17 protein-coding genes are annotated in these 22,520 nt (G+C 68.4%); 14 read left to right on the top strand and 3 right to left on the bottom strand.

Annotation, left to right across the window (positions count from 1 at the left end; genetic code table 11):
* Positions 1-21 precede the first annotated feature (21 nt).
* From ACU4E7_RS16020 to ACU4E7_RS16010, 3 genes are all read right to left on the bottom strand, one after another.
* Entirely contained in the window at positions 22-4,092 is a 4,071-nt protein-coding gene (locus ACU4E7_RS16020; protein ID WP_447019428.1) for a molybdopterin-dependent oxidoreductase, read from the bottom strand.
* 200 nt (positions 4,093-4,292) lie between these two features.
* Positions 4,293-4,937, bottom strand: coding sequence for a response regulator (locus ACU4E7_RS16015; RefSeq protein ID WP_447019427.1), 645 nt, complete (start codon positions 4,935-4,937; stop codon positions 4,293-4,295).
* A 45-nt stretch (positions 4,938-4,982) separates the two neighbouring features.
* Positions 4,983-6,395, bottom strand: coding sequence for an ATP-binding protein (locus ACU4E7_RS16010; RefSeq protein WP_447019426.1), 1,413 nt, complete (start codon positions 6,393-6,395; stop codon positions 4,983-4,985).
* Between the two features lie 636 nt (positions 6,396-7,031).
* Between ACU4E7_RS16010 and ACU4E7_RS16005 the strand changes: the two genes are divergently transcribed.
* The 14 genes from ACU4E7_RS16005 to alaS all read left to right on the top strand — a co-directional run bounded on the left by ACU4E7_RS16005 (position 7,032) and on the right by alaS (position 22,350).
* Complete coding sequence (locus ACU4E7_RS16005) at positions 7,032-8,918, top strand: methanol/ethanol family PQQ-dependent dehydrogenase (RefSeq protein WP_238123075.1); 1,887 nt, start codon at positions 7,032-7,034, stop codon at positions 8,916-8,918.
* A gap of 227 nt (positions 8,919-9,145) precedes the next feature.
* Positions 9,146-10,072 carry a methanol oxidation system protein MoxJ gene (gene moxJ, locus ACU4E7_RS16000; RefSeq protein ID WP_447019425.1) on the top strand — a complete coding sequence of 309 codons (927 nt, stop codon included), beginning with the start codon at positions 9,146-9,148 and terminating at the stop codon, positions 10,070-10,072.
* A 31-nt stretch (positions 10,073-10,103) separates the two neighbouring features.
* On the top strand, positions 10,104-10,733 hold the full coding sequence (moxG, locus tag ACU4E7_RS15995; RefSeq protein ID WP_238123077.1) for a cytochrome c(L), periplasmic: 630 nt from the start codon (positions 10,104-10,106) through the stop codon (positions 10,731-10,733).
* The gene (locus ACU4E7_RS15990) at positions 10,730-11,056 is read left to right on the top strand and encodes a methanol dehydrogenase [cytochrome c] subunit (protein WP_238123078.1); all 327 of its coding nucleotides are present in this window, start codon (positions 10,730-10,732) and stop codon (positions 11,054-11,056) included. The genes moxG and ACU4E7_RS15990 overlap by 4 nt, the downstream gene beginning before the upstream one ends.
* Positions 11,057-11,230: 174 nt before the next feature.
* Complete coding sequence (locus ACU4E7_RS15985; protein WP_447019424.1) at positions 11,231-12,286, top strand: AAA family ATPase; 1,056 nt, start codon at positions 11,231-11,233, stop codon at positions 12,284-12,286.
* Entirely contained in the window at positions 12,283-13,155 is an 873-nt protein-coding gene (locus tag ACU4E7_RS15980; protein WP_447019423.1) for a DUF58 domain-containing protein, read from the top strand. The genes ACU4E7_RS15985 and ACU4E7_RS15980 overlap by 4 nt, the downstream gene beginning before the upstream one ends.
* A gap of 4 nt (positions 13,156-13,159) precedes the next feature.
* A complete protein-coding gene (locus ACU4E7_RS15975) occupies positions 13,160-14,149 on the top strand; it encodes a nonribosomal peptide synthetase MxaA (RefSeq protein ID WP_447019422.1) in 990 nt (329 codons plus the stop codon).
* Entirely contained in the window at positions 14,146-15,210 is a 1,065-nt protein-coding gene (locus ACU4E7_RS15970) for a vWA domain-containing protein (protein ID WP_447019421.1), read from the top strand. Before ACU4E7_RS15975 ends, ACU4E7_RS15970 begins: the two co-directional genes overlap by 4 nt.
* Positions 15,211-15,251: 41 nt before the next feature.
* Positions 15,252-15,788 (top strand): hypothetical protein, encoded by a 537-nt coding sequence (locus tag ACU4E7_RS15965; RefSeq protein WP_447019420.1) that lies wholly within the window; start codon positions 15,252-15,254, stop codon positions 15,786-15,788.
* Positions 15,785-16,831: a VWA domain-containing protein gene (locus tag ACU4E7_RS15960; protein WP_447019419.1), complete on the top strand. Its 1,047-nt coding sequence runs from the start codon at positions 15,785-15,787 to the stop codon at positions 16,829-16,831. The genes ACU4E7_RS15965 and ACU4E7_RS15960 overlap by 4 nt, the downstream gene beginning before the upstream one ends.
* A complete protein-coding gene (locus tag ACU4E7_RS15955; RefSeq protein ID WP_447019418.1) occupies positions 16,806-17,378 on the top strand; it encodes an SRPBCC family protein in 573 nt (190 codons plus the stop codon). The genes ACU4E7_RS15960 and ACU4E7_RS15955 overlap by 26 nt, the downstream gene beginning before the upstream one ends.
* Positions 17,378-18,331, top strand: coding sequence for a YncE family protein (locus tag ACU4E7_RS15950; protein WP_238123086.1), 954 nt, complete (start codon positions 17,378-17,380; stop codon positions 18,329-18,331). Before ACU4E7_RS15955 ends, ACU4E7_RS15950 begins: the two co-directional genes overlap by 1 nt.
* A gap of 91 nt (positions 18,332-18,422) precedes the next feature.
* Positions 18,423-19,511 carry a recombinase RecA gene (gene recA, locus ACU4E7_RS15945; protein ID WP_238123149.1) on the top strand — a complete coding sequence of 363 codons (1,089 nt, stop codon included), beginning with the start codon at positions 18,423-18,425 and terminating at the stop codon, positions 19,509-19,511.
* A 184-nt stretch (positions 19,512-19,695) separates the two neighbouring features.
* Entirely contained in the window at positions 19,696-22,350 is a 2,655-nt protein-coding gene (gene alaS / locus ACU4E7_RS15940) for an alanine--tRNA ligase (RefSeq protein ID WP_447019417.1), read from the top strand.
* The last annotated feature ends 170 nt before the right edge of the window (positions 22,351-22,520 follow it).

The following is a 22,520-nucleotide window of genomic DNA, read 5'->3' as shown; positions in this document are numbered from 1 at the left end:
AGCACGCTTCGCCGCACCGGTTCAATAGACATCGCGCACATAACGCCTGTGCGCCGCCAGCTCCGCCACCTTTTCCCGCGCCTTTTCCGCGCTCAGCCCCCCATGGGTGGCGATGAGCGCGCCGAGGGCGGTATCCACATCCTTGGCCATGCGGGCGGCGTCGCCGCAGACATAGAGATGGGCCCCCTCCTCCAGCCACGCCCACAGCGCGGCTCCGGCCTCGCGCATGCGGTCCTGCACATAGATTTTGGCCGCCTGATCGCGGGAGAAGGCGGTGTCGAGCCGGGTCAGATGGCCCTGCGCGCGCCAGACCTCCAGCTCGTCGCGATAATAGAAATCGCAGGCCGCCTGCTGCTCGCCGAAGAACAGCCAGTTGCGCCCCTTGGCGCCGGTGAGCGCGCGTTCCTGCAGGAAGGCGCGGAACGGCGCGATGCCGGTGCCGGGGCCGATCATGATCATGGGCGTCTCGGCATCCGCCGGCACCCGGAAATGGGGCGAGGCCTGCACGAACACCGGAATGTCCCCCTCCGCCCGATCCGCCAGGAAGGTGGAGGCGACACCGCCGCGCGGGCGCCCCGCGCCGCCGTAGCGCACGGTGGAAATGGTCAGCTCCACCTCGCCGGGCACCATCAGCGGGCTGGAGGCGATGGAATAAAGGCGCGGCTGCAGGCGCTTGAGCTGCGCCACGAACTCCGCTGCCGGCACCGCCCGGGGCGCCCGCGCCAGCAGGTCCGCCAGCTGCTGGCCCCACAGCCAGCGCTCCAGCTCCGGCCGCGGGCCGGCCAGCAGAGCGGCCAGGGTCTCGTCACCGGAAACGGTGCTCCACCAGCGCAGAACATCCGGGTTCGGCCGGGCGATCTCATAATGGCTGGTGAGCGCCTCGCGCAGGGACACGCCGAAGTCGCCCGGCGCTTCCGCCTCCCCATCGAGGCTGAGCAGGCCCAGCACCTCCGCCACCAGTTCCGGCGCATTACGTGGCATCACCCCCAAGGCGTCGCCGGCGCAATAGGGCAGATCGCCGATGGCAAGACCGATGCGGCGCACCTCCTTGCCGCTGCCCGGTCCGTTCAGAACCTCATTGCGCACCCGGCGCGCCAGCAGCGGGTGGCGGCGATCCGTCCCCGGCCTTTTGGGCGGCTCCGCCGCCACCACCGGTGCCGGCGCCGCCGTGAGGGCGGCGAGCGCTCGGCCCTGCCAGGCTACAACCGCCTCATCCCCATCGGGCTCGCAATCCGCCCGCTCCAGAAGCCGCGTCGCCCCGAGCGCGGCGAGGCGGGCATCGAGCTTGCGGCCGAAACCACAGAACTGGGCATAAGTACTGTCGCCGAACGCCAGAACGCCGAATTGCAGGCCCTCCAGGCGCGGCGCCTCCTCCCCGCAGAGCCGCGCCCAGAAGACGGCCGCATTGTCCGGCGGATCGCCATCGCCAAAGGTGGAGGCGACGAACAGCGCCGGGCCTTCGCCCAAGGTGGTGGGGTCGAGCCCATCCAGTTCCGTCAGCCGCACGGTGCGGCCGGCGCCGCGCAAGGCCTCGGCCAGGGCGCCGGCCGCCTCCTCCGCCCGCCCGGTCTGGGAGGCGAAGGCCACGGTGACCGCCGGGCCCGAGGGGGCCGCTTCCGGCTGCGGCGCGCGGGAGAACAGGCCCGCCAGCAGCCCATCCACCAGAAGGCGGGTGGCCTCCCCCAGCGGCGCCTGCGGCGGCAGCACCGGCACCCCGGCCACCGGCTGCGCGCCGAGACCGCTCAAAAAGCCCTGCAGATAGAGCTTTTCCTCGTCCTTCAGCTGCACTTCGATGCGGGTGGGCAGGCCGAGCTGCTGCGCCACGGTGGCGAGCGCCCCGGCGGCCGGGAGCGCCGGCACCAATGCCCCGACGGCGGCCAGTTGCGGCACGCGGCCCGATGCCTGCGCCATGGTGTGCCTTTCCCTCGGCGCCGCGACCCGGCTCAGGGCCACGGCGGCAATCTTCAGCTCCGGCTGATGGGACACGGGATCCACCGCAGCGCTGGTGACCTGGTTGATGGCGATGCCGTCGCCGAACACGTCGTTCCAGTGGAAGGGCGCGAAGCAGGCATTCTCCTGCACCCGCTCGCTCAGCACCGCCGGCAGCACCGCCCGCCCCCGCCGCGAACGCACCTCCACAAGGTCCCCGGCACCGATGCCCAGCGCAGCCGCCCGGCGCGGGTGGATTTCCAGGAACGGGCCGGGGTTCAGCTTGTTCAGGGTCGGCACCTTGCCGGTTTTGGTCAGGGTGTGCCACTGGTGCTGGAGGCGCCCGGTGTTGAGCACCATGGGGAAGGCCTCGTCCGCCGCCTCGGCCGGCTCCACATGGGGCGAGGGCACAAAGCGCGCCTTGCCATCAGCCGTCGCGAACACCAGCTCCGGCGCCGTGCCATCCGGATGCACGCGCCGGGGCATGTGATGCCCGTCATTGCGATAGCGGATGGGGTTGCGGTCCGCGCTATCGGCGGCGATGGGCCATTGCAGCGGGCCCGCCTTGAGCCGCGCATGGCTGGCGCCGGAAAGGTCATAGCCCGTCTGCGGGTTGGAAAAGGCGGTGATTTCCGCGAACACCGCCGCCGCATCGGTGTAAGTGAAAGCGGCGCCGAACCCCATGGCGGTGGCCACATCGGCAATCAGCCGCCAATCGGCCCGCGCCTCGCCCGGAGGCGGCACGGCGCCGGCGGCCAGCGTCAAGGTGCGCTCGGAATTGATCAGCACCCCGTCCGCCTCCGCCCACAGGGCGCCGGGCAGCAGCACATCGGCATAAACGGTGGTTTCGGTATCTATGAAGGCATCCTGCACGATCACCAGCTCGGCCGCCTTGAGCGCATCAATGGCGATCTGCCGGTTGGCGACGGAGGCCACCGGATTGGTGCAGATGATCCAGCAGGCCTTGATGCGCCCGGCCCTCATGGCCTCGAACATGGAGAGGGTGCCGGAGGCCGCCTCGGCCTTCAGCGTGCCCGCCGGCAGGCCCCAGCGCTGTTCGGTGAAGGCGCGGTCTTCGGCAGACGTGAGGCTGCGCTGGCCGGGCAGGCCCGGGCCCATATAGCCCATCTCCCGCCCGCCCATGGCATTGGGCTGGCCGGTGAGGGAAAAGGGGCCGGAGCCGGGCCGGCAGATCTTGCCGGTGGCGAGATGCAGGTTGCACAGCGCGGTGGTGTTGGCGGTGCCGTGGCTGCTCTGGTTGAGGCCCATGGTCCAGCAGCTGGTCCATTCCCTCGCCTCCGCGATCATGTCGGCCGCTCGCCGCAGATCGGCTGCCGCGAGGCCGGTCAAGGCCGCGACCGTCTCGGGCGCATAGTCGGCAAGCCCTTCGGCCACGCTCTCCCAGCCGGTGGTGTGGCGGGCGATGAAATCCGCATCGGTGGCGCCCGCCCCGTGCAGCAGGTGCAGCAGGCCGTTGAGCAGGGCAAGGTCGCTGCCGGGGCGGATCTGCAGGAACAGATCGGCCTTTTCGGCGGTGGCGGTGCGGCGCGGATCCACCACGATGAGCTTGGCGCCCGCCTTCACCCGATCCATCAGCCGCAGGAACAGGATGGGGTGGCAATCGGCCATGTTGGCGCCGATCACCAGGAACAGGTCGGCGGCGTCGAAATCATCATAGGAGCCGGGCGGCGCATCGGCCCCGAAGGCCAGCTTGTAGCCGGCGCCGGCGCTGGCCATGCACAGGCGCGAGTTGGATTCCATGTAGGGCGTGCGGATGAAGCCCTTGGCCAGCTTGTTGGCGAGATATTGCGCCTCCAGCGTCATCTGGCCGGACACGTAGAAGGCCACCGCCTCCGGCCCGTGTTCCGCAATAATGGTGCTGAGCCGCTCCGCCGTCTGCGCCACCGCCGCCGCCAGCGGCACCGGCAGCTGATCCTCCTTGCGGGTGGCGCGCACGAAGGCGCCGGTGAGCCGGCCGCGCGCCAGCGGCTCGGCGCAGGTGGCGCCCTTGGTGCACAGGCGGCCAGCGTTCACCGGGTGGGCCTTGTCGCCCGCCACCTTCACCACCTGCCCGTCGCGGACATCGAGCACGATGCCGCAGCCCACCCCGCAATAGGGGCAGACGCTCCTGACCTTGCCTGTGGCCGCGTGCGTGCCGCTCATGTTCGCCCCAAAACGAAAAAAGCCGCCACCGACGCCTCCCAAGGGGAAGCGCAGGTGGCGGCTCTGCCACGAGGGATCAGGCCCGAGGGCTCGTCCCTGCCGCAACGCCCCATCCATGGGGCCTCGCGGCTATGAAACTGATGAATGCAGTGCAGTAAAACGCAAGCCGAGACGGAAGGCAAGGGGCGTGCGCGCGCCCCTCAGCGCCCCACCGGCGAGCCGGAGACGTAGCGGATGGCGCGGTGGATCAGTTCGGCCAGGTTGCCGGCGCCGAGCTTGGTTTTCAGCTGCGAGCAGGTGTTGGCCACCGTCTTGTAGCTCACCCCCAATTCGTCGGCGATCTGGCCATAGGCCTTGCCTTCCGCCAGCAGCGAGAGCGCCTGCAGTTCGCGCGGGGTGAGATCGCCCATGGTGCCCGGCCGGCTGCGGCTGGAGAGCAGCGCCACCTCCAGCGCCAGGTCGGGACTGATATAGGGCTGGCCGCGCTTCACCTTGTCGAAGGCTTCCAGGAGATCAGCGGTGGAGGTGTCCTTCAACAGATAGCCGGTGGCCCCCGCCTCCAGCGCCCGGCTGGCGATGACCGGATCGGCATGCATGGAAAACACCAGGATCGGCATGCGCGCCGCCTGGGCCCGCAGGCGGCGCACCAAAGACAGGCCGGCAAGGCCGCTGCCCCCCAGCGCCAGATCGACGATGGCCACGTCCGGCCGTTTGCGGCGGAACAGGCGATAGCCGGAAAGGGCGGTGCTCGCCGCCATCAGCTCGCACACGCCCGCATCCTCCAGGATCTGCCGGCAGCCCTGCAGCACGATGGGATGATCGTCGATGACCAGCACGCAAGTCATTGTTTCACCTTCATGGTTTCACCTTCATGGTTCCACCGTCATGGTTCAGCTCGCCTCATCGCGGAGATCGTCCGCCGGAACGGGAAGGTCCAGCCAGAGACGGGCGCCGCCGGCGGCGCCGGGCTCCAGCCGGCAGGTGCCGCCCAGCGCCCGCACCCGCTCGCGCATGCCGGCAAGGCCCAGCCCCTCGCGCACCACCGCCGGCGGGCCGCGCCCATCGTCGGTGATGACGAGGCGCAGCCGCCCCTCGCCCTCGGCCAGGGCCACCTCCACCCGGTGGGCATCCCCATGGCGCAAGGCGTTGGTGACCCCCTCCTGCACGCAGCGATAGAGGGTGGCGTCCAGCGCCGGGCCGTAATGGCCGGCGAGCCGGCCCAGCTCCAGGGCCACGGCGCGGCCGGCATCATGCTGGTTGAGATCCTGCACCAGGCTCGCCAGGGCATCGGCCAGAGGCACGTGATCGAGGGCGGCGGGCCGGATGCGCCGCAAGAGCCGCCGGTTCGCGACCTGCATGCGCGCGACGATGGCCACCAGCCCCTCGGCCCGCTCCCGCAGCCGGCCAGCCAGCGGCTCCGGCAGCGGCGCGGGCTGCGTCATCTGCCCGGCGAGCCGGGCGATGGAGTCGGCCCCGGCCTTGAGGCCGAACATCAGCGGGCCCAGCTCGTCATGCAGCTCGCCGGCGATCTGCCGGCGCTCGTCCTCCTGCAGGCGCACCAGCCGCGCATTGAGGCGCACGTTCTCGGCGCGGGCGGCGGAGAGCGCCGCCGCCAGGGCGTTGACGCCGTGGGCCAGCTCCGCCAGCTCGCGGATGCGCGGCGGCGCCAGGGGCTCCACCGCCCGCTGGTGCTCCAGCGCATCGAGGGTGACGCGGAACCGGCCGAGATCGGCCCGCACCCGCCCCAGGGCCAGGAACAGCGCCAGGAGAATCGCCCCGTTGACCGCCACCGCCACCATCGCGAAATCGGTCACGTCGCCCCACACCTCGGCGATCTCGTCGTCGGGCACCCCCGCCACCTCCACCTGAAACAGCGGCCGGCCCGCGCGGGTGACGTCGATGGTGCGCACCAGCGCCGGCACGTCTGCGAGGCGGGCGAACCAGGCGGGGGCCCGCGCGTCGTCGTCCGCCTCGTGGTGGGCGCCGGCGGGGGCATCCCCCAGGGACAGGGGGGCGCCGGCGGCATCGCGGACGGTGAGCCGCACATGGCGCAAATGGCGCAGGTGAGTCGGCAGGGGGCTGTCGCCGCTCCCCTCGGCGGCGATGCGCTCCGCCGCCTCGCGCACCATCAGTTCCGCCATCTCAACCGAGGCGCCCATCTCGTTGCGCGCGGCGGCGCGGGCGTTCAGCACCACCACCGCGCCCGCCACCAGCGCCGCCACCGCATTGATGGCCAGCACCGTGCCGAGCACCTGCTGGCGCAGCGACACCGCCCGACGCCCCCGTGCCGACGCCGCGCTCATCGCGCCCCGCCCTGCGGCCCGGCGCCCGAACCGCCCGACATCCTGCCCAAACCCACGGCTCCCATCCCATTAATTCTCAGTTTTCTCTTATGATTTTCCGCTTAGAGCGGCGCAGTGCTGTAAAACATCATGACTATACGGGAGCCGGCAGGAAGTACCAGAGGGCGCCACCTGCGCCGCCGCCGGCACCGGCGAAAACCGCCCCCATCCGCTTAGGCGATTGTTTTATCGAAGGTTATCCCGTTTTCCCGAAACGGATTGCCAAAAGTTCCCGCCTCAAATTGCCAAAAGACCGCGAGACAAGAGCATCAGAAGGCTTTCAACTCGCGTCATAGAAAAAATCTTCCATAAGAAGAACATAAGAACACAAAAGCTCAAGTCGCAATCGGAGGGCGACGGACACAGAGCAACATCCAGCACCCCTTTGCGTGTCCCATCGCGTGTCCACGTCCCCACCGCCGGGCCAGCCGCCCCCGCGCGCCGAAGTCTCACGACCACGCGCACACCGGACGGCCCGGCCAAGAACCGCCCGACCAGGACCCGTCCGGCGGGGCCCCTGTGGCCCCGGCCGCGCGGCGAAAAGAACGTCGCCCAAGAAGAACACTGCCGACTGAGGAAACTCCGAGGAAACGCCACATGAACAGATTGTTGTCTTCCGCATCCCTGTTCGCCGTCACGCTCGCCCTTGCGACGGGCGGCGCCGCTCTCTCCGGTCCGGCCACGGCCAACGACAAGCTCGTCGAGCTCGCCAAGAGCGACGAGAACTGGCCGATGACCGGAAAGAATTACGACGCCAACAACTATTCGCCGCAGAAGCAGATCAACAAGGAGAACGTCAAGGACCTGCGTCCGGCCTGGTCCTTCTCCACCGGCGTGCTGAGCGGCCATGAGGGCACGCCACTGGTGGTGGACGGGGTGATGTATGTGCACGCCCCCTTCCCCAACACCACCTTCGCCCTGGGCCTCGACGACCCCGGCCACATCCTGTGGCAGCACAAGCCCAAGCAGAACCCCACCGCCCGCGCGGTGGCCTGCTGCGACGTGGTGAACCGCGGCCTTGCCTATTGGCCCGGCGACGGCACCACCGGCCCGCTCATCATCAAGACCCTGCTCGACGGGCACGTGGTGGCGCTGAAGGCCGACACCGGCGAGGAATATTGGAAGCTCGAGAATTCCGACATCAAGGTGGGCTCCACCCTCACCATCGCGCCCTATGTGATCAAGGACACGGTGCTGGTGGGCTCGTCCGGCGCGGAACTGGGCGTGCGCGGCTACGTCACCGCCTATGACGTGAAGACCGGCGCCCAGAAATGGCGCGCCTATGCCACCGGCCCCGACGAGCAGGTGATGCTCGCCGACGACTTCAACAAGGCCAACCCGCATTATGGCCAGAAGGGCCTCGGCACCCAGACCTGGGAGGGCGACGCCTGGAAGATCGGCGGCGGCACCAACTGGGGCTGGTACGCGTTCGATCCGTCCACCAACATGGTCTATTACGGCTCCGGCAATCCGGCGCCGTGGAACGAGACCATGCGCCCCGGCGACAACAAGTGGACCATGACCATCTGGGGCCGGGACATCGACACCGGCGAGGCCAAGTTCGGCTACCAGAAGACGCCCCATGACGAATGGGATTACGCCGGCGTCAACGTGATGATGCTGTCCGAGCAGAAGGACAAGACCGGCAAGGTCCGCAAGCTGCTGACCCATCCGGACCGCAACGGCATCGTCTACACGCTGGACCGCACCGACGGCACCCTCGTTTCGGCCGACAAGATCGACGACACGGTGAACTGGGTGAAGCAGGTGGACATCAAGACCGGCCTGCCCCAGCGCGATCCGGAATACGCCACCCGCATGGACCACATGGCGCGCGACATCTGTCCCTCCGCTATGGGCTATCACAACCAGGGCCACGACAGCTACGACCCCGAGCGGCAGTCGTTCTTCATGGGCATCAACCATATCTGCATGGATTGGGAGCCCTTCATGCTGCCCTATCGGGCCGGCCAGTTCTTCGTCGGCGCGACGCTGAACATGTATCCGGGCCCGAAGGGTGATCGGCAGAACTATGTCGGCCTCGGCCAGGTGAAGGCGTATGACGCCATCAACAACAAGTACAAGTGGGAAGTGATGGAGCGCTTCGCCGCGTGGGGTGGCACGCTCGCCACCGCCGGTGGCGTGATGTTCTATGGCACCCTCGATGGCTTCATCAAGGCGCGCGACAGCGACACCGGCAAGCTGCTGTGGAAGTTCAAGCTGCCCTCCGGCGTCATCGGCCATCCCATGACCTATACGCACAATGGCGTGCAGTATGTGGCCATCTACTATGGCGTGGGTGGCTGGCCGGGCGTGGGCCTGGTGTTCGACCTCAACGACCCGACCGCCGGCCTCGGCTCGGTGGGCGCCTTCAAGAACCTCCAGCACTACACCCAGATGGGTGGCGGCGTGATGGTGTTCTCGCTCGACGGCAAGGGCCCCTATGACGATCCGAACGTGGGCGAATACGCCTCCGGCGGCTGATGCGCCAACGCGCGCCGGGGCTTTGCCCCCGGCGCTGGCGTGAGGTTGGCCGCCGTCTTCCCTCGACGGCGGCGAACCACCTGAAAGCATGCGACCTGAAAGCATGCCACCTGAAAGCGTGCCATCCGGAACCACCCGGCATCAGACATGTCATGACGCGCCCGCACCCGGCAGGCCCCATCCCGGGCCCGGCGCCGGCGCGCACCGAACCCCACGAGGAGGCGTCCATGCCCCGTATCGCATCTTCCGCCGGCGCGACGCTCGCAGCCTTCGTGTTCGGCGCCACCCTTGTTTCCAGCGGGGCCCTCGCCGCCCAGTTCGCGCCCGCCCAGAATGGCGCGGCCGCGCAGAACAAGGACACGCCCACCAAGGACGCTCCGGCCGTGGCCGCCGCCCCGGGCACGCTGCGGGTCTGCGCCTCAGAGGTGGAGGCGCCCTTCTCCCAGAAGGAGGGCAAGGGCTTCGAAAACCGCATCGCCCAGGTTCTGGCGCGCGCCATGGGCCGCGAGGCGGTGTTCGTCTGGTCGGGCAAGCCGGCCATCTATCAGGTGCGCGACGACCTCGACAAGAAGCTGTGCGACGTGGTGATCGGCGTCGATACCGGTGATGCCCGGGTGCTCACCTCCAAGCCCTATTACCGCACCAGCTATGTGTTCGTGACCAAGGCCGACCGCAACATCACCACCGGTGACTGGCAGGATCCGCAGATCAAGGATCTCGGCCGCTTCGTGGTGCGCTTCTATTCGCCGGGCGAGACCATGCTGAAGCGGCTCGGCAAGTATGAGGACAATGCCGCCTATCTCTACGGCCTCGTCAATTTCAAGTCGCCCCGCAACCAGTATGTGGAGGTGCCGGCCGAGCGCATGGTGAGCGAGGTGGCGAAGGGTGAGGCCGATGTTGCCTTCGCCTTTGCCCCGGAAGTGGCCCGCTATGTGAAGGCCTCCGACGTGCCGCTGCGCATGACCGTCGCCACCACCGATCTCGCCCGCTTCGACGGCACCCCCATTCCGCTGCACTACGACCAGTCGGTGGCGGTGCGCAAGGACGACGCCGCCCTGCTGCGAGAGGTGGATGCCGCCTTGGTGAAGGCGCGCCCCGAGATCGAAGCGATCCTCACCGAGGAAGGCATTCCCCTGCTCAAGCCCAACAGCTGAGCCCCATTTCTCTCATCGACGGTATTGCCACATGTGGACTTCTTGCTGGATCAAGCACGCGACGCGGGGGCTCATCGCGCTCGTGGCCGTGCTGGCCTGCGCGCTCACCGCCCAGGCCACGCTCAATCTCACCCATACCATCACCGGCCAGCCGCTCGACCTTTCCGAGGCGCCGGAAGAGGGCCGCGACACGGAAGCGGTGAAGGTGTTTCTCGCCACCGGCAAGAACATCTATCTGGAAAACGCCACCTGCCTGCCCAAGGGCAAGGATCTGTTCCTGTCCATGTGCTCCGGCTGCCATGGGCACTATGGCGAAGGCAAGATCGGGCCCGGTCTGAACGACGCCTATTGGACCTACCCGAAGAACATGACCGACCAGGGCCTGTTCGAGACCATCTTCGGTGGCGCCAACGGCCAGATGGGCCCCATGTATGGCGCCCTCACCATGGACGACATGCTGCTGGTGATGGCCTGGGTGCGGCACTTCTACAAGGACGATCCGGCGGAAGCCAGCTGGCTGACCCCGGCCCAGAAGGCCGCCTTCAAGCCCTATGACGAGCACAACGACCCCACCCCGCCCCTGGATGAGGCGCCGGTGTGCAAGACGGCCGCCGACAATGCGGCGAGCCTGAATTCGGAAAAGGGAGGAAGCAAGCAATGACCTTGAAGGATCGCGTCCGCCGCCCGTTCGTCCACGCCCTCGCCTGCGCCGGGCTCATCGCCGGCGCGGCGCTGGCCACCAGCGGTGCCGCCCTCGCCTATGACGGCACCAACTGCCGCGCGCCTGGCAATTGCTGGGAGCCCAAGCCCGGCTATCCGGACAAGGTGGCCGGCTCCAAATACGACCCCAAGCACAATCCGAAAGAGCTCAACAAGCAGTCGGAATCCATCACCGCCATGGAAGCGCGCAACCAGCAGCGGGTCGAGCATTTCAAGAAGACCGGGCAGTTCGTCTATGACGTGAAGAAGATCCCGGCCAACTGACACAGCTTTTCGAGATCCCACCAGCATGGCAACGAACTACTCCGTTCTGCCGGGCAAATCCTCCGATGGATGGTGGGCCAACTGGCGCGGCCCGCCGGGCCATGGGTTCGACCTCCCCGGACCCGGTTGGCTGCGCCTTTCTTCACCGACAGCTGCACTGAGGACACGGACACCATGGCCGAGCTCTCGCACGCCCCCTCCCCCGGCGTGACCGGCGCCGAGACGCGCCTCGCCGACTGGCGCGCGCACGCGCTCGACTTCGAGCGCGAGGTGGGCCAGGTGGTGCTGGGGCAGGAGCGGGTGATCCGCCTGCTCACCATCGCCGTCTTCGCCCGCGGCCACGTGCTGCTGGAAGGCGACGTGGGCGTGGGCAAGACCACGCTGCTGCGGGCCATGGCCCGGGCCATCGGCGGCGCCTATGCCCGGGTCGAAGGCACCATCGACCTGATGCCCACCGACCTCGTCTATGATGCCCGCATCGGCGACGATGGGCGCCCGCGCATCGACCCCGGCCCGCTGCTGCGCCGGGGCGGCGACCTCTCCATCTTCTTCTTCAACGAGATCAACCGCGCCCGGCCGCAGGTGCATGCGCTGCTGCTGCGGCTGATGGCCGAGCACTCCATCTCCGCTTTCGGCGCCGAGCATGATTTTCCCCATCTGCAGGTGTTCGCGGATCGCAATCGGGTGGAGCGGGAAGAGACTTTCGAGCTGCCCGCCGCCGCCCGCGACCGCTTCTTCATGGAAGTGGAGGTGAAGGCGCCGGAGGATCGCGACGCCCGCCGGGCCTTGGTGTTCGAGCCGCGCTTCCACGACACCGACACCCTGCTGCGCGCGGTGCGCGAAGGGGTGGTGGATCACCGCGCCCTGGGCGCCCTCGCCCGCGACATCCAGGCCGCCATCCACGCCAGCCCCGCCATCCGCGACTATACCCTGGGCCTGTGGGACGCCGTGCGCGCGCCCGCCCAGGTCGGCATCCGCCTGCCCGATGTCCGCATGGACCGTCTGGTCCAGGGCGGCGCCAGCCCGCGCGGCCTGTCCTTCCTCATCCGCGCGGCCCGTGTGCGCGCCTGGCTGGAGGGGCGCGACATGATCGTGCCCGAAGACCTGCGCGCGGTGTTCCCGGAGGTGATGGCCCACCGGATCTTCTTCGACCCGGTTTATGAGCTGCGCCGCGACACCATCGCCCGCGCCCTCTGCCAGGCCGCATTCGACACGGTGCCGGCGCCATGACCACGCCCCACCCGCCGACCGAAGACCCGGACGACCACGCCCCGCTGCTGCGCTATCCCCTGCGCTGGCGGCCGGCGGTCGGACGCCCCGGTGCCCACCCGGGAGCCGGTCGCGGCGGACAGGATCTGTTCCGCGGCCTGGTGCCCCTGATGGCCGATGCCGACCCCCGACGCATCGACATCCGCGCCAGCCTCAAGGACCCCTTCGAGGGCATTCACGTGCGCGCCTTCGCGCCGCGCCGCGCGCTCACGGTGACGGCGATGGTGGATCTGTCCGCCTCCATGGGCTTCGGCACCCTCCTGGACGAGGCGGCCCGCCTCGTGGCCGCCCTCGCCGCCTCCTCGGTCGCCTCGGGGGACGCCTTCGGCCTGATCGCCGCCGACACTGCCTTCCGTGCCGATCTGTTCATTCCCCCGACGCGGCGGCGCGGCGTTCCCGACGAGGTGCGCACCCTCCTCGCCGAGGCGGGCGCCCACGGCGCCGGTACTGGCGGGCTGCTGCAGGCCACCGCCCATCTGCCGCGCAGCCGCAGCCTCGTGGTGCTGGTCTCCGATTTCCTCATGCCCGATGACGGGATCGTGGCCTTGCTCGATGCCCTCGCGCGCCACGACGTGCTTCCGGTGGTGCTCCACGACAGCCGCGCCGAGGGCGACCTGCCCCGCTTCGGCCTGATGGAGCTGCACGATGCGGAAACCGGTGGGCGCCGCCTGGTGGTGCTGCGCCCCGCCCTGCGCGCCCGCTGGCAGGCCGCCGCCCGCGCCCGCCGGCAGGCCCTCGACCAGATCTTCCTGTCCCGCGGGCTCAGCGCCTTTCACCTCACCGACCGGTTCGACGCCCATGCGCTGCTCGATTTTCTCCTGCATCGCTAGGCGCTTGGGCCGTTCGATCGCGGCCGGAGCCCGTCGCGGCCTGCCGCGCCTGGCCGGCGCAGGTATCGCTCTGCTGGCGCTCACCGCCGGCCCGGTGCAGGCGGACAGCGTGACGCTGCTGCCGGCCCGCGCCTTCGGCTATTTCCTCGGCGATCTTGTGCGCGTCGAGGCCGACATCCGCCTCGATCCGGGCTTCGCTCTGGTGCCGGCGGCCCTGCCGCAGCCGCACAAGGTGAATGGCTATCTGGACCTCATCCGCGTCGATCTGAGCCCCGGCCCCCTGACCGCGGATGGATCCAGTTACCGCCTCACCATGGTCTATCAGAACTTCTACGGGGCGCTCGAACCGCGCGCCATGGAGATCCCGGCGGTGCCTTTGCGCGCGACCAACGGCGAGGCGCCTCGCGACCTCGTCGTGCCCGCCTTCGTCTTTACCGCTGCCCCGTTCCGCGAGCTGGTGCCCAGCCGCGGCGGCAATCCCATGGCGCTGCGCCCGGATATCCTCCCCCGCCCCTACCCGCTGCGCCCTCAAATCGAAGCCATGGCCGTCGCCGCCGTCGTCGGCGCCCTCGCCCTCCTCGCGCTGGCGCTGCTGCAGGGCTGGCGGCCGTTCACCCGCCGGCGGCTACCGTTCGCCACCGCCCTGCGCGCCCTCGCCCCACTGGCCGCCACCCCCACCGACGTGACCGCCTATGGCGCCGGCCTCATCACCCTGCACCGCGCCTTCGACGCCGCCGCCGGCCACCGGCTGCTCGCCGACGACGTCGCCGCCTGGTGCCGGCAGGATCCGCGCTACAGCGGCATTAGCTCTGAAATCGCAGGGTTTTTCACCGCCTCGCGGCGCGCGTTCTTCGGCGCGGAACCGGGCGTCGCCATGGCGGCACTGCCAGCGGCGGACCTCCTGGCGCTGGCCCGCCGGCTCGCCCACGCCGAGCGGCGCGATCCCCGGCCACGGCCCCCGGCCGCAGCGCTCGCCGCGGAGGGGGCGCCATGATGAGCCGCCTGCAGCTGGGCATCGACTTCCCCTGGCTTCTCCCCCTCCTCGCCTTGGTTCTGCTGCCGCTTCTGGCCGGTCCCTTTCGCGGCACGCGGGTGCCGGCGCTGGGCCTCGCCCCTGCCGACGCCCTCTCCACCCTCGTCTCCGCCACCCTGCGCGGCGCCGCTCTGCTAGCCATCGTCCTGCTGGTGCTCGGCCTCAGCGGCCTGCACCGCCGCGCCCAAACCATCACCCGCACCGGCCAGGGCGCGCACCTGATGCTGCTGCTCGACCGTTCCGCCAGCATGGACAACACCTTCGCCAACCGCCAACCCGGACAGGGCGAAGACTCCAAATCCGCTGCCGCCAAAAGGCTTTTGACCGACTTCATCCAACGCCGCCCCCACGACCGCATGGGGGTCGCCGGCTTCTCCACCTCCCCCATGCCGATCCTGCCGCTCACCGACCATCTGGATGCGGTGGCCGCCGCCGTCGCCGCCACCGACCGCCCCGGCCTCGCCCTCACCGATGTGGGCCGGGGCCTTGCCCTTGCCCTCTCCGCCTTCGCCGATGATCCGGCAGCGGATGCCGGCGCGGTGGTCCTGGTTTCCGACGGCGCCGCTGTGATCGACCCCCGGGTTCAGGCCGCCCTGCGCGATGCCGTGAAACGCCGCCCGGTGCGGATCTACTGGCTGTTCCTGCGCACCGCCGGCGCCCGCGGCCCCTTCGACAAGCCGCAGGCGCCCGGCGAGGATACCCCGCAGGTGATGCCCGAGCGCCACCTCAACATCTTCCTCGCCAGCCTGGGCGTGCCCTATCGCGCATTTGAGGCGGGCAGCCCGCAGGCGGTGGCGGAGGCGATCGCCGAGATCGACCGCCAGGAAGCCGCCCCCGTCACCTTCCTCGAACGCCGCGCCCGCCTCGATCTCTCGCCCTTCTGCTACGCCATCGCGGCGGCCGCCCTCGCCCTTCTCGCCGCCGCCAAGCTCGCCGAGCGCCCGCTCAACAGGCCCCACCGGCTGCCGCAGCGCTCCCCCATCGGCGCCAGCGAAGGCGCCACTGAACGGGAGGCGGCATGATGACGGCTCTCACGAGATGGCGGACGCGCCGGTGGCTGCGCATGCTCGCCCTCGTCATCCTCGCGGGCGCGGCCGCCGTGGTGACCCACCAGGCCATCCGGCTCATCACCCACATGCGCGACAACCGGACCATCCTCGGCCTTGCCGCCGGCCGCGACCTGGCCGTGGCGGACGATGCCGCCCCCCGGCTGCTGTTCGCCCGCGCGCATTTCCTCATGACCCACGACCAGCTGAACGACGCGCAGCACGTGGTGGATGTGATCACCCGCAGTGACGACACCGCCATGGCCGCCGCCGCCCTCTATGACCTCGGCAACACCCGCCTCGCGCGCGCCATCGACCTTCTCGAGCGCATGGCGGTTGATGCGGCCATTCCCGAAATCCGCCTCGCCAAAGAAAACTACCGCGCCACCCTGCGCCATGCACCAAGTCTCTGGGACGCCAAATATAATCTCGACATCGCCCTGCGCCTGATCCGCGACTTTCCAGAGATCGAGCGCGAACTGGAGGAGGAGCCACGGCAGACCCCCAAGCGCCTGTGGACCGATCTTCCGGGCTTGCCCAAGGGCCTGCCATGACCCAACGGTTTGCTCCGCGTCCGAGACGGATCGACCTGCGCGCCACGGCTCTTCTGGCGGCGTGCGGCCTCGCGCTGCTCGCGCTTGTCGCCCCCAGCGTGCCCGCGACCGGCCCCTCCTACCATCTCCTCGCCGTGGTGGACGTGACCGGCTCCATGACCGTGCGCGACATGACCGTGCGCGACGTGGACGGCCGCCGCATGGGCTCGGACCAGCGTCCCACTTCCCGCCTCGACGCTGTGAAGCAGCGCCTTCGCGACCTGCTCGCGCAACTCCCCTGCGGCTCTCGCCTGGGCCTTGGGATATTCACCGAACGTCGGAGCTTCCTCCTCTTCGAGCCGGTGGAAACCTGCGCCAATTTTGCCCCTCTTGATGGAGCAATCGCCGCCCTGGACTGGCGCATGGCGTGGGAAGGGGACAGCTATGTGGCCCGCGGCCTCTATTCGGCGCTCTCCCTCGCCGCGCCGCTGGACGCCGACCTCCTGTTCCTCAGCGACGGCCAGGAGGCACCGCCCTTGCCCCCCAGTGGCCTCCCCCCGTTCGAGGGAAAGACCGGCGCCACTGCCGGCGCCATTATCGGTGTCGGCGGCGCGGTACCGGTACCCATCCCGAAATTCGATGGCTTCGGACACGAGATCGGTTTCCTGCAGGCCACTGACGTTCCGCAAGAAAACCGACACGGCCCGCCACCCGAAGATGCATCACAGCGGCCCGGATGGCATCCCCGCAATGCGCCATGGGGCGGCGATGCCGCGGCAGGCGAGGAACATCTCAGTGCCCTGCGCACGGCCCATCTCCAGGCCCTCGCCACCACAACCGGCCTTGGCTACGCGACCCTCGCCGAGATGGAGGATCTGCTCCCCACCGTCGCCGCCCGGGCGCGCGCCCGCCCGGTGCCGCAGCCCTTTCGCACCGCGCCGCTCTTCGCCGCTCTCGCCCTCACCGCGCTGACCGCGGCGCTTGGGGCATCCTTCGCCCCGCGCCTGTTGTCTGCAAAACACACAAGGACTTTGCCCAATGCGCCTCAGCCTTCTGAAACCTGAGCGTTCTCTCCTCGTCGCAGCCGCCGCCCTCCTTCTCAGCCTGGCGAGCCCCGCGGTGCATGCCCATGGCCCCACCCCTCAGAAGGCCCAGGCCAGCATCACCATCGCCGCGCCTCCCGACGTCATCTGGAAACTCGTGAGTGACTTCGGCGCCATCGGCACCTGGCATCCCGACATCAAGGCCGTTCGCAGCACCGGATCTGGAGACGGAACCGAGCGGGTGCTGGTCCTGGAGAAAGGCGAAATCACCGACAGCCTCGACGAGCGCGACGACAAAGCCCGCCACCTTTCCTACCGCCTCGGCCAGGAGAATGTCGAAGCCTTCCCCGTCAGTTTCTACACTGCCACCATGACCGTGACCGACGCCGGAAACGGCTCCAGCACCGTGGACTGGGCCGCCCGCCTCTATCGCGGCGACACCAGCAACTTCCCGCCCGACGAACTCAACGATGAAGCCGCAACCACGGCCATGACCCAATTTTTCACCGATGGCCTGAGCGGACTCAAAACCAAGGTCGAAGCCGCCAGCGCACCGGCGAGCCACTGATGCAGCGCCTCCTGCGGCGCTGCGGGAGCCTCGCGCTCGCCTCCCTCCTCCCCCTCATCGCGTCGCCGCTTCATGCGGCGACGCTGCTGGTAGTTTGCCAGGCTGGCGCCGCCGTGAGCGTCGTCGACACGGCGACGTTAAGCGAAACGCACCGCATTCCCCTCGCCGCGGGGCCGGCCAGCCTCATTCACGTTCCGCAAACTCACTCCGTCTACGTCACTCACCCGGACGCCGGCCTTCTCTCCCGCATCGATGCCCAAAACCTGACGAACGTCACCACCGTCCCGATCGGTGGGCAACCCTTCGGCATCACCGCCGATGACCAACAGCTTTATGTGGGTGACTGGAGCGCGAACACGGTTCGCCGCTTCCACCTGCCCGACCTCCAACTCACCGGCACCGTCGCGGTCGGTCCCGGTCCCGCTGGCCTTGCCCTCGATCCCGAACGCCAAGAACTCTACTCCGCCGATCGCGAGGGCGGCACTGTCAGCGTGGTTGACCTGGTGACGCTCCAAACACGCGCCACCATTCCCGTCGGGACCGCCCCTTACGCCTTCGATACCAGCAAGCCACAAGCCATCCTGAACGTGGCAGACGTGCGCAAAGGACGCATCGCCCGCGTCGACAAGGCCCGCCACACCGTCACCTACCTCCCAACGGGCAAGATGCCCTACGGTCTCGCCACCGATACGCAAACCGGCCGCATCCTGGTTGCCAATCAGCAGTCGGCAACCCTCGCTCTCGTGGATCCCGCACGGCCTCACCGGACGCTCCAGCTTCCCGCTGGCACCGCCCCGGAGAGCGTGATCGTCGATTCACCGCACCGCCGCGCCTACGTCACCGACTGGTTTGCCGACCAGGTCCTGGTTGTCGACCTCGAAAAAGGCGCTGTCACCGCGGCAATTCCCGTCGCTGCCGGTCCCCGCAACCTCATCTTCCTTCCCGGTTCGTGAGTGCCTGAAAAGAACATATTGCGAACACGGAACAAAGCAAGTACATTTTGACCAGTCTCATTTCCCCTTGCGCCAGCACCGGAGCGCGGCGATGACTCAAGCGACACTCCGACTCGTCGAAGGTTCTTCCATGGATAAGACCAAGGCTCTGGACGCCGCGCTGTCCCAGATCGAGCGCCATTTCGGCAAGGGCTCGATTATGCGTCTCGGCAAGGGCGGCAGGGCGCTGGAGATTGAGGCCATCCCCTCGGGCTCCCTCGGCCTCGATATCGCCCTCGGCATCGGTGGCCTACCCAAAGGCCGCGTGGTCGAGATTTTCGGCCCGGAATCATCCGGCAAAACGACGCTTTCCCTCCATGTGATTGCGGAAGCGCAGAAACGTGGCGGAACATGCGCCTTCATCGATGCCGAGCATGCACTCGATCCGGTTTATGCGCGCAAGCTCGGCGTCAATCTTGATGACCTCCTGATCTCCCAGCCGGACGCGGGCGAGCAGGCTCTCGAGATCGCCGACACGCTCGTTCGCTCAGGCGCCATTGATGTGTTGGTTGTCGATTCGGTCGCAGCCCTCACCCCCCGCGCCGAGCTCGAGGGCGAGATGGGGGACAATCAGCCGGGCATGCAGGCCCGGCTGATGAGTCAGGCGCTGCGCAAGCTCACCGCCTCCATCTCCAAGTCCAACACCATGGTGGTCTTCATCAATCAGATCCGCATGAAGATCGGCGTGATGTATGGCTCCCCCGAGACCACTACCGGTGGCAACGCGCTCAAATTCTACGCTTCAGTGCGCCTGGACATCCGTCGCATCGGCGCCATCAAGGAGCGGGATGAGGTGGTCGGCAACCAGACCCGCGTGAAGGTGGTGAAGAACAAGCTCGCGCCACCCTTCAAGCAGGTGGAGTTCGACATCATGTATGGCGAGGGCGTCTCCAAGATGGGCGAGTTGCTCGATCTCGGTGTGCGTGCCGGCGTGGTGGAGAAGTCCGGCGCATGGTTCTCCTACGACAGCCAGCGTCTGGGCCAGGGGCGCGAGAACGCCAAGAGCTTCCTGCGCCAGAACACCGAGGTGGCGGGGCGCATCGAGGCCGCCATCCGCCAGAACGCGGGCCTGATCGCCGAGCAGATCCTCGCCGGTACGCCGGAAGAGGATGCCGACGGCAAGGAGCCCCCGGAAGAGTGAGGCAAAGCGCCGATGCGAGGCGTTTCTGGACAAGTGCCAGCCCCATCGGTAAACGAACCCGGTTCCAATCTGCCGGCCAGGGGTCGCGCGGGTTGGAGCTGAGCGGCGGCGCCAGCGTGCCGCTCGAGGTGATCATCGCCGGCCGCGTTCAGAGCGTCCGGCCATCAAGGGCAGTGGCCGGCACATGAGCGGCGTCAACGAGATCCGGTCGACCTTCATCGACTACTTCGTCAAGCACGGGCACGAGGCGGTCTCCTCCTCCCCGTTGGTGCCGCGTAACGACCCCACCTTGATGTTCACCAATGCGGGGATGGTGCAGTTCAAGAACGTCTTCACCGGGATGGAGAAGCGTCCCTATGCGCGGGCGGTGACCGCGCAGAAGTGTGTGCGTGCCGGTGGCAAGCACAATGACCTGGACAATGTGGGCTACACGGCACGGCACCACACCTTCTTCGAAATGCTGGGTAATTTCTCGTTCGGTGACTATTTCAAGGACCGCGCTATCGAGCTGGCTTGGAATCTGGTGACGGGCACCTTCGATCTGCCTAAGGATCGCCTGATCGTCACCGTCTATAGCGAGGACGAGGAAGCCTACGCGCTGTGGAAGAAGATCGCCGGCTTGCCCGACGAGAAAATCATTAAGATCGCTACCAGCGATAATTTCTGGTCCATGGGTGAAACAGGGCCGTGCGGGCCCTGCTCCGAGATCTTCTTTGACCATGGCGATCACATCCCGGGCGGTCCTCCCGGCTCGCCGGATGAGGACGGCGACCGCTTCATCGAGATCTGGAACCTCGTGTTCATGCAATACGAGCAGGTTCCGAGCGGAGAGCGGGTGAACCTGCCGCGTCCCTCCATCGATACGGGCATGGGGTTGGAGCGCATCTCCGCGGTGCTTCAGGGCACGCACGACAATTATGAGACCGATCTGATGCGGGCGCTCATTGCCGAGGTGGCAGAGCTGACCGGCGTCGATCCTGACGGTGCGCAGAAGGCCAGCCATCGCGTGATCGCGGACCACCTGCGCTCTTCCGTCTTCCTCACCGCGGACGGTGTGCTGCCCTCCAATGAGGGGCGCGGCTATGTGCTGCGTCGCATCATGCGCCGGGCCATGCGGCACGCCCAGCTCCTGGGGGCGAAAGATCCGCTGATGCATCGCCTGGTGCCGGTGCTCGTGCGCGAGATGGGACGGGCGTATCCCGAACTCGTCCGCGCCGAAGCGCTGGCGTCGGAAACGCTATTGTTGGAGGAGACACGCTTCCGTCGCACCCTGGAGCGTGGCCTGTCGATTCTCGAGGAAGAGAGCGCCGGCCTCGTCACGGGCGCCCGGTTCGATGGCGATGTGGCCTTCAAACTCTACGACACCTATGGCTTCCCGCTTGATTTGACCCAGGATGCGCTGCGCATGCGCGGCATCTCGGTGGACGTGGAAGCCTTCACTGCCGCCATGGAGCGGCAGAAGGCGGAGGCACGTGCCAATTGGTCGGGATCGGGCGAGGCGGCGACAGATGGGGTGTGGTTCGCAATCCGTGATCGGGTCGGGGCCACCGATTTCCTGGGCTACGATACGGAACAGGCCGAGGGCGCCATCGTCGCGCTGTTGAAGGATGGCACAGAGGTGAACGCCCTTGCCGCCGGCGAACGCGGCCTCGCGGTGCTGAACCAGACGCCGTTTTATGCCGAGTCCGGTGGCCAGATGGGCGATACCGGCATGTGGTCGGGTGAGGGCGGGGTCAGTGCGCGCGTGCTTGGCACGCAGAAGAAGCTGGGCGATCTGTTCGTGCATGACGTTGAGGTCCTCGCCGGCTCACTCAAGGTCGGCAGTGCGCTGGTTCTCGATGTGGATCATGCGCGGCGTGGCGCACTGCGCGCCAATCATTCCGCAACCCATCTGCTGCACGAGGCGCTGCGCCGGGTGCTGGGAGACCACGTGGCGCAGAAGGGGTCGCTGGTGGCCCCCGATCGGCTGCGTTTCGACTTTTCCCATCCCAAGCCCCTGAGCCAGGACGAACTGGCACGGGTGGAAGATATCGCCAACCATTTCGTGCTGCGCAACGAGCCGGTCGAGACCCGCATCATGGCGGTCGATGAGGCGATCGAATCCGGTGCCCGTGCGCTGTTCGGCGAGAAGTATGGCGACGAGGTGCGTGTCGTCTCCATGGGCACTGACGATGGCAATGGCGCGCCCTATTCGGTCGAGCTCTGCGGCGGCACCCATGTGCGCCGGACCGGTGATATCGGCCTGATTTCGGTCGTGTCTGAAAGTGCGGTGGCGGCGGGGGTGCGGCGCCTGGAAGCGCTCACGGCCGATGCCGCGCGCCACCATCTCAATGCCGCCAATACCGCCCTGCTGGCGGCCGCGGCGGCGCTCAAGGCGCCGGTGGTGGAGGTGGAGACGCGGCTTGAGGCCCTCATCGAGGACCGCCGGAAGCTGGAGCGTGAGCTGGCGGAAGCGCGCAAGAAGCTCGCCATGGCTGGCGGCGGCGATGAGAATGGCCCGCGGGTGATCGACATCAAGGGCACCAAGTACCTGCCAATCGTCATTTCCGGCGCCGACCCGAAGGATCTCAAGGCCATCGCCGACGAGGGCAAGGCGAAGCTCGGCTCGGGCGTCGTTGCGGTGGTCAACAGCGCCGCCGATGGCAAGGCCTCGCTGGTGGTGGGGGTGACCGCAGACCTCACAACCCGCTTTGACGCGGTGGCACTGGTGCGCCAGGGCGCGGCGGCCATCGGAGGCAAAGGCGGCGGTGGACGACCGGATATGGCCCAGGCGGGTGGACCGGACGGCTCCAAGGCCAAGGACGCCATCGCGGCGATCGAGGCCGCGCTCGGTGCCTGACGCCGCGCGCGGTCGGCGGGGTCAGGCCTGCGGGGCCGGCGGAGGTGGGAGATCAGGAGCGGGGATGGTACAACTCTGCCTGCGAGCGCGCGCAGCGTTGACCTGGAGGCAAGGTCGCGCCGTCAATTTGGCTGCGGCTCTCGCAGCGGGAGGCGGACATTGACCCTGCC

The organism is Xanthobacter sp. ZOL 2024, assembly GCF_052932325.1.
The sequence above is the reverse complement of the archived record's forward strand: the minus strand, read 5'-3'. Positions and strand labels throughout refer to the sequence as shown.